General features: G+C 72.3%; 7 protein-coding genes. 6 read left to right on the forward strand and 1 reads right to left on the reverse strand.

The annotated features are described in order from the left end of the window. Positions 1–600 (forward strand): SDR family NAD(P)-dependent oxidoreductase (locus H5J29_RS15525; protein ID WP_181781675.1); only part of this gene is annotated, 600 nt, incomplete at its 5' end. Here H5J29_RS15525 and H5J29_RS15530 read toward each other — a convergent pair. Then, positions 585–1,397 carry a phytanoyl-CoA dioxygenase family protein gene (locus tag H5J29_RS15530; protein ID WP_181781676.1) on the reverse strand — a complete coding sequence of 271 codons (813 nt, stop codon included), beginning with the start codon at positions 1,395–1,397 and terminating at the stop codon, positions 585–587. The genes H5J29_RS15525 and H5J29_RS15530 overlap by 16 nt on opposite strands. 101 nt (positions 1,398–1,498) lie before the next feature. Between H5J29_RS15530 and H5J29_RS15535 the strand changes: the two genes are divergently transcribed. From H5J29_RS15535 to H5J29_RS15555, 5 genes are all read left to right on the forward strand, one after another. Further along, positions 1,499–2,956: an AMP-binding protein gene (locus H5J29_RS15535; RefSeq protein ID WP_181781677.1), complete on the forward strand. Its 1,458-nt coding sequence runs from the start codon at positions 1,499–1,501 to the stop codon at positions 2,954–2,956. Beyond that, a complete protein-coding gene (locus H5J29_RS15540; protein ID WP_181781678.1) occupies positions 2,953–4,200 on the forward strand; it encodes a CaiB/BaiF CoA transferase family protein in 1,248 nt (415 codons plus the stop codon). The genes H5J29_RS15535 and H5J29_RS15540 overlap by 4 nt, the downstream gene beginning before the upstream one ends. Positions 4,201–4,214: 14 nt before the next feature. Further along, positions 4,215–5,132, forward strand: a complete 918-nt coding sequence (locus H5J29_RS15545; RefSeq protein ID WP_181781679.1) for an enoyl-CoA hydratase — start codon at positions 4,215–4,217, stop codon at positions 5,130–5,132. Beyond that, the gene (locus H5J29_RS15550; RefSeq protein WP_181781680.1) at positions 5,132–6,202 is read left to right on the forward strand and encodes an acyl-CoA dehydrogenase family protein; all 1,071 of its coding nucleotides are present in this window, start codon (positions 5,132–5,134) and stop codon (positions 6,200–6,202) included. Before H5J29_RS15545 ends, H5J29_RS15550 begins: the two co-directional genes overlap by 1 nt. Beyond that, a partial coding sequence (locus tag H5J29_RS15555) for an acyl-CoA dehydrogenase family protein (protein ID WP_181781681.1) occupies positions 6,199–7,095 on the forward strand: 897 nt, incomplete at its 3' end. The genes H5J29_RS15550 and H5J29_RS15555, both read left to right, overlap by 4 nt.

The raw sequence follows: 7,095 nt of genomic DNA on the forward strand, positions 1-7,095 counted from the left end.
GAGCGCCTGGTGGCGGCCACGGTCGCCGAGTTGGGCCGGCTCGACGTGCTGCACAACAACGCCGCCGCGCTGCACCTGTTCCGCCGGGACGTCCCGGTGGCGGACATGGACGTCGACGCCTGGGACGAGATCATGCGGATCAACCTGCGTGGAGTGCTGCTCGGCTGCCGGGCGGCGATCCCGCACATGGTCGCGGGCGGCGGCGGCTCGATCATCAACACGGCGTCCAGCCGGGCGTTCAGCGGCACCGTGGACTCGGCGGGCTACGGCACGTCGAAGCTCGCCGTGGTCGGGCTGACCCGGTACGTGGCCACCCAGTACGGCAAGCAGGGCGTGCGCTGCAACGCGATCGCCCCGGGCGTCGTGGTCACCGAGCGCGCTGCCGCTCGCCTCGCGGACGGCGAGTACGCGGGGATCCTGCGGCACTACCTCACACCGCGCCTCGGCACCCCGGACGACGTCGCCGCGTGTGCGCTGTGGCTCGCGTCGCCCGCCGCGGGGTTCGTCACGGGCCAGGTGATCCACGTCGACGGCGGCCTGGGGGCCCACCAGCCCAACTACGCCGAGCTGGTGGACCTCGCCGATCAGCTCACCCGGTAGAAGTCCGGGACCTCGGCGAACCGGCTGCCCGGCGCCATCCCGAAGCCGGAGAAGTGCGGGTGTGGCGACCCCGTGTAGAGCGTGTCGGCCCGGATGTAGCGCATGGTGAACGCCTCTCGGGCTCGCTCGGAGCTGTTCGCCGCCGCGCCGTGCACGGTGAGGTCCCAGTGCACCTGGGCATCCCCCGCCTCCATCGCCTGTCCGGCCGCGACCGCCCGCTCACCCAGCCCGGGGTAGACCGCACGGGGGTCGGAGCCGAAGAAGCGGCCGAGCGGTCCCTCACGGTGCGACCCGTCGAGGTAGCGCAGCGGTCCCATGTCCGGGTCCATGTCGATCAGGGCGATCCAGATCGTGATGCCGCCCTGCCGGTCGAAGGGGAAGAACGGCAGGTCCTGGTGGTAGCTGGTCTCACCGCCGCCCGGCGGCTTGTAGAACGACGAGTCCTGCACGAGCAGAGCCTCGTCCACACCCATCAGGCGCACCGCCGCGTGCGCCACCCGCGGGGAGGTCGCGAGGTCGCGGAAGAACGGGTGCTTCCAGGCAAGCCCCTCCTGCTTGCGCAGGGCCGACGCCGCGGAGGCGGACACGTCCTGCACGTACACGGTGCCGCCGGGCTCGGGCGGTGGCCGGAAGTCGAGCTGGGCCAGGGGGACCCGGACGGCGTCGACGGCCTCGCGGCTCAGGAACCCGGGCAGCGAGACCCAGCCGTGCTCGGCGAACGAGCGGACCTGCTCGTCCGTCACGCCGTAGTCCTGCCCCAGCCCGATGTCGGTGGTGAGTTCGAAGGTGACGGTCATGGGCCGACCGTCCGCCGGAGCCGTTATCGCCCCGTTATGACTGGTGAGAGCATCCCTAACGGTCGGAGTAACGCACGCCACCGAGCATCGTCGTCGTGCCGATGGAGACGACGCAGGAGACGGTGGAGCCGCAGCTCGTGGCCTGGGACCTCACCCTCACCCGCGCGGCGGCGGAGGCCGAGGTGTCCGGCATCGCGGCGCGGCTCCGGGTGGCCGCCGCGGGTGCCCCGGTAGCGGTGCTGGGGAAGAACTCGGGGTGGACGCTGGTGGCCTTCACCGCCGTGATGACCAGCGGCTCGTCGCTGGTGCCGCTGAACGTGCACCTGCGAGCGGAGGAGATCGCGCACATGCTGCGCGAGTCCGGCGCGGTGCTGCTGCTGTGCGGTCCGGAGCTGCGCGAGGTCGCGGCCGAGGCGGCGGCGGGGCTGCCGGTCGAGGTCGTGTGCTGGGCGGACTGGGGGGACTGGCGGGCCGGTCCCGCGGACCCGGTCGAGGACCGGGTGGCGCCGCCGATCCTGTTCTCCTCGGGGACCACCGGTCGCCCGAAGCGGACGCTGATGCCGCGGTCGATCTTCCCGCGTGGGGTCACCGTGGCAGAGTTCCGCGACTGGGCGGCCACCAACCGGTTCGTGGGCCACGGCCCGCACCTGGTGTCGGGGCCGCTGTACCACTCGGGCCCGATCCAGGCGACGGCGCTGCTCACGGCAGGTGTGCCGGTGCACGTGCCGCGGCGGTTCGACGCCGCCGAGATCCTGGACCTGATCGAGCGGGAGCGGATCGCGACCAGCCTGATGGTGCCGACGCACTTCGTCCGGCTGCTGCGCGCCCGGAGCACCACCGACGTGAGCTCGATCCGGTTGATCACACAGACCGGCGCGGGCTGCCCCGAGGACGTCAAGCGGGCGATGGTCGACTGGTGGGGCCCGGTGTTCTTCGAGACCTACGGCGGCACCGAGACCGGCGGGGTCTGCGGGATCACCACCCCGGAGTGGCTGGAGCGGCCGGGCTCGGTGGGGCGGACCCTGCCGAACTACCGGGCGTTCGCCGTGGACTCCTCCGGAGCGGAGCTCCCGGCGGGCGCCGAGGGCAAGCTGTACTTCGAGAACGCGAAGGGCTGGGGCATCGAGTACGAGGACGCCCCCGAACTCACGGCGGCGGCGAACCTGCGCCCGGGGGTGTTCACCCTGGGCGAGATCGGCCGGGTCGACCCGGAGGGCTACGTGTTCCTCACCGACCGGGACAGCGACAAGATCGTCACCGGCGGGGTGAACATCTATCCGGCCGAGAGCGAGCGGGTGCTGGTCGATCACCCCGACGTCGCGGACGTCGCGGTGATCGGGGTGGACCACCCGGAGATGGGGGAGGAGGCCCTCGCCCTGGTCGTGGCCGCGGAGGGGGCCACCCCGTCCGAGGACGAACTGGTCGCGTTCTGTCGCGAGCGGCTCTCCGCGGTGAAGACACCTCGCCGTGTGCGGTTCGTGGACTCGGTCGAGCGCAGCGTCATGGGAAAGATCAACCGCCGCGCGCTGCGCGCCAAGTACGCGGTGGTGGAGGCGTGAGCGAACCCTCGGCACCGCGCGGGCCGCTGGAGGGCGTGACCGTCCTCGACCTGACCCGCGCCCTGTCCGGCCCGTACGCGACGCTGCTGCTCGGTGGCATGGGCGCTCGGGTGATCAAGATCGAGCAGCCCGGCTCCGGGGACGTGGCCCGTGGGAACGTCCCCTACCTCGGGCGGGACGGGGTGAACCGGCTTCCGCAGCACCCCGACGACCTCTCGATCCCGTTCCTGGAGCGCTGTCGCGGCAAGCTCGGGGTGACCCTGGACTTCAAGCACCCCGACGCGCTCGCCGTGTTCGACGACCTGCTGGCCGAGGCGGACGTCGTCGTCGAGAACTTCTCGGCGGGTACCGCGGACCGGCTCGGGATCGGTTACGCCCACGCTCGGGAGGTCAACCCGCGCATCGTCTACACCTCGATCTCCGGGTTCGGCGCGGACGCGAAGGACGACGGCAAGGCCTACGACCTCACGATCCAGGCGCTGTCCGGGCTGACCATGGCGAACGGTCGGCCGGGGGAGGACCCCGTGCGCGTCGGGCTGCCGCTGGGGGACATGACCGCACCGCTGTTCGCGGTGATGGGCACGCTGGCGGCGGTGCTGCGGGCCCGAGAGACCGGCGCGGGCCAGCACGTGGACGTGTCGATGCTGGGCGCGCTGACCTCGATGGTCGCCGTGGAGCCGTGGGGCGGGTACGCGGCGACCGGGATGGCGGCGCGGACCGGGAACTACCTGAACCGGTTGGCGCCCTTCGGGATCTTCCGCTGCCTGGACGGCGAGGTCACCATCTGCGCCGCCAACGACCGCTTCTTCGCCCGGCTCCCCGCGGCGATGGGCATGCCCGAGCTCCTGGAGGACCCGCGGTTCGCGACCCGCGCACCGCGGGCGGCGAACGCCGACGAGATCCACCGGATCGTGGGGGGATGGGCGGCCGGGCTGACGGTCGCGGAGATCCACGAGCGGCTGACCGCGGCGGACATCCCGGTGTCCGAGGTGCGCACCCCGCTGGAGGCGACGGCCGACCCGAGGGTGCTGGCCCGCGGCGAGACGGTCCCCCTGGAGCACCCGGACCACGGTGGCGCCGACGGGGTGTACGGCAGCGGCGTCCCGATCGTCTTTTCGGGCACCCCGGCCGGGTTCGGCGGACCGGCCCCCCACCTGGGACAGCACAACGACCACGTCTACGGCGACCTGCTGGGCTACGGGCCCGAGCGGGTCGCCACCATGCGCGAGCAGGGCCTCGTCTAAGAAAGGACCCCCCGATGAGCGACTACCGCTTCATCAGCTCCACCACCCTCGACGAGGGCCGCGTCGTGCGGATCATGCTGAACCGGCCCGATGCGCGCAACGCGCAGAACCGGGGCATGCTCGTCGAGCTCGACGAGGCGCTGCGTGCCGCCGAGGCGGACGACACCGTGCGGGTGATCATCCTCGGCGGCGAGGGCCCGATGTTCTCCTCCGGTCACGACCTGGGAACCCCGGTCCGGATCGAGGAGCGCGAGCCCGGCCCCGACCAGCACCTCACGCACCGCACGGACGGCGGGACGCTGCTCAAGACCGAGCAGCGGATGCGCCAGGAGTGGCACTACTTCTTCGAGAACACCCGCCGCTGGCGCAACCTCCGCAAGATCACCATCGCCGAGGTGCACGGCAAGGTGTACTCGGCCGCGCTGATGATGATGTGGAGCTGCGACCTCATCGTCGCGGCGGAGGGCACCACGTTCGCGGACGTCGTCGGGACCCGGATGGGCATGTGCGGGGTCGAGTACTTCGCGCACCCCTGGGAGTTCGGCGCCCGCAAGACCAAGGAGCTGCTGCTCACCGGCGACTCGATCGACGCCGAGGAGGCCCACGCACTGGGCATGGTGTCCAAGGTGTGGGCGCGCGAGGACCTCGCGGCGAACACCGAGGAGTTCGCGAAGCGGATCGCCCGCACCCCGTCGATGACCGCGCTGCTGATCAAGGAGTCCGTCAACCAGACCCAGGACAACCAGGGCTTCCACAACGCCCTGCAGGCCTGCTTCACCCTCCACCAGCTCAACCACGCGCACTGGGGCGAGATCCACGGCGAGCAGGTCGCCAGGGCCCACGAGTCCGACGGTGTACCGAACTGGAAGGACGCGGGCCCGGTGCTGCCGGCGGTGAAGGACCGTGTCGTCGCGGAACCCCAGAGGGCCTGATGGACCTGGACCCGACCGACGACCAGGCGCTGCTGCTCGACACCAGCGCCCGGTTCGTGGACGACGTGCTGCCGATCGAGGCCGTTCGCGCCTTCGCCGACGGGGCTCCGCTGGACCCCGGCTACGTGTCCGCCGCGGCCGAGCTGGGCTGGTTCGCGATGTTCGTCGCCGAGGAGCTCGGCGGAGGCAGCGTCTCCGGGGACCCCGTCGCCGATGCGGTCCTGCTCGGGCAGCTGCGGGGCGGGCGTCTCCAGCCCGAGCCGTTCGCTGCGACCAACACCGTCGCCGCGGTCCTGACCGAGGAGGAGCTGCTCTCCGACCTCGCCGCGGGCAAGGCCACCGCGAGCCTCGCGGTGGCCGGGGACGCCCTGTGGGACAGCGGCCTGCGCGCCGAGTGGTCCGGCCCCGACCTCGTGCTCACCGGCACCGCCGTCGTCGACGACCCGGCCGCTGCCTGGGTGCTGCTCACCGCCACGACGTCGGCGGGCCCGGCCCAGGCCCTCGTGTCGACCGAGAGTCTGCCGCGGACGGAGCTGAACTGCCTGGACGTGACTCGGCGGCTGGGCGCGCTGACCCTCGACGCTGTTCGCGTCCCGGCGGAGGCGGTGGTCCCCGGCTCCGTCGAGCGCACCCGGACCCTGGCGACCCTCCTGTCGGTCGCGGACTCGGTCGGGGCTCTGGACCGGTTGTTCACCATGACCCGGCAGTACGCCCTGGACCGCATCGCGTTCGGCCGGCCGATCGGCTCGTTCCAGGCCCTCAAGCACCTGCTCGCGGACATCAGTCTGGTCGTGGAGTCCGCGAAGGCCGTGCTCGCCGCCGCCACCCGCGCGGTCGCGGCCGACACCCCCTACGCGGGCGAGGTCGCGAGCATCGCCGCCGTCTACGTCGGCGAACGGGCGGCGAAGGCGGGCCAGGACTGCTTGCAGGTGCACGGCGGCATCGGGTTCGCCTGGGAGCACGACCTGCACCTCTACCTGCGCCGAATCACCGCGAACGCCGCCCTGTCCGGCACGGTCGAGTTCCACCGCGACCGGATCCTGTCCGCCCACGCCGGGGAGCTCGCATGATCTCCGTGGACGACTTCCGGGCACAGGTGCGGGAGTGGCTGCCCGCGAACCTCGACCGCCGAGGCGCAGCGTCGTGGGATCCCCATACGCCCGAGCACGTCGCCGAGCACCGCGCGATCCAGCACAGGCTGTTCGACGGCGGGTACGCCGGCATCACCTGGCCCGTGGAGTACGGCGGGCGCGGCCTCGGCGCGGAGTACGAGCGTTCCTTCCAGGACGAGGCCGCCGGGTTCGTGACGCCGGACTTCGGGATCCTCTCGGTGACCACGTTCGGCTCCTGCGTCCCCACGATGATCCGACACGCGACGCCCGAGTTCCTCGCCCGGCACGTCCCCCGCGTGCTGCGCGGCGAGGAGCTGTGGTGCCAGTTCTTCTCCGAGCCCGCCGCGGGCTCGGACCTGGCGGGCGTGCAGACCCGTGCGACCCGCGACGGGGACGGGTGGCGGCTCGACGGCGCCAAGATCTGGAGCTCGCTCGCGCACCTCGCCGACTGGGGCATGTGTCTGACCCGTACGAACTGGGACGTCCCGAAGCACAAGGGGCTCACCTGGTTCGGTGTGCCGACCGACGCTCCCGGGCTGACCGTCCGGCCGATCCGGCAGATCGGGGGCAGCAGCGAGTTCTGCGAGGAGTTCCTCGACGCCGTCCCGGTGCCGGACACCGAGCGGATCGGTGAGCTCGACAAGGGCTGGTCCGTCACGTCCACGCTGTTGGTCTTCGAACGCGGCGCCGGTCGGCCGGGTGCGGTCGAGACGCCGGACGAGCCGGGTCCGCTGCCCGCCGAGCTGCTCGCCGTCGCGGCGGGTCGGCTGGCGGAACCCGCTGTGCGGCAGCGGATCGCGTCTGCGCACGTCGAGGACTACGTCGTGGCGCAGCTCAAGGCGCGGATCGCG

Source organism: Pseudonocardia pini (genome assembly GCF_013870575.1).
GTDB classification, from domain to species: Bacteria; Actinomycetota; Actinomycetes; order Mycobacteriales; family Pseudonocardiaceae; genus Pseudonocardia; species Pseudonocardia pini.

Excerpts from the sequence above, each read along its gene's own strand:
- H5J29_RS15550 (WP_181781680.1), top strand. The coding sequence starts at position 5,132 with ATGGACCTGGACCCGACCGACGACCAGGCGCTGCTGCTCGACACCAGC.
- H5J29_RS15530 (WP_181781676.1), bottom strand. The coding sequence starts at position 1,397 with ATGACCGTCACCTTCGAACTCACCACCGACATCGGGCTGGGGCAGGAC.
- H5J29_RS15545 (WP_181781679.1), top strand. The coding sequence starts at position 4,215 with ATGAGCGACTACCGCTTCATCAGCTCCACCACCCTCGACGAGGGCCGC.
- H5J29_RS15535 (WP_181781677.1), top strand. The coding sequence starts at position 1,499 with ATGGAGACGACGCAGGAGACGGTGGAGCCGCAGCTCGTGGCCTGGGAC.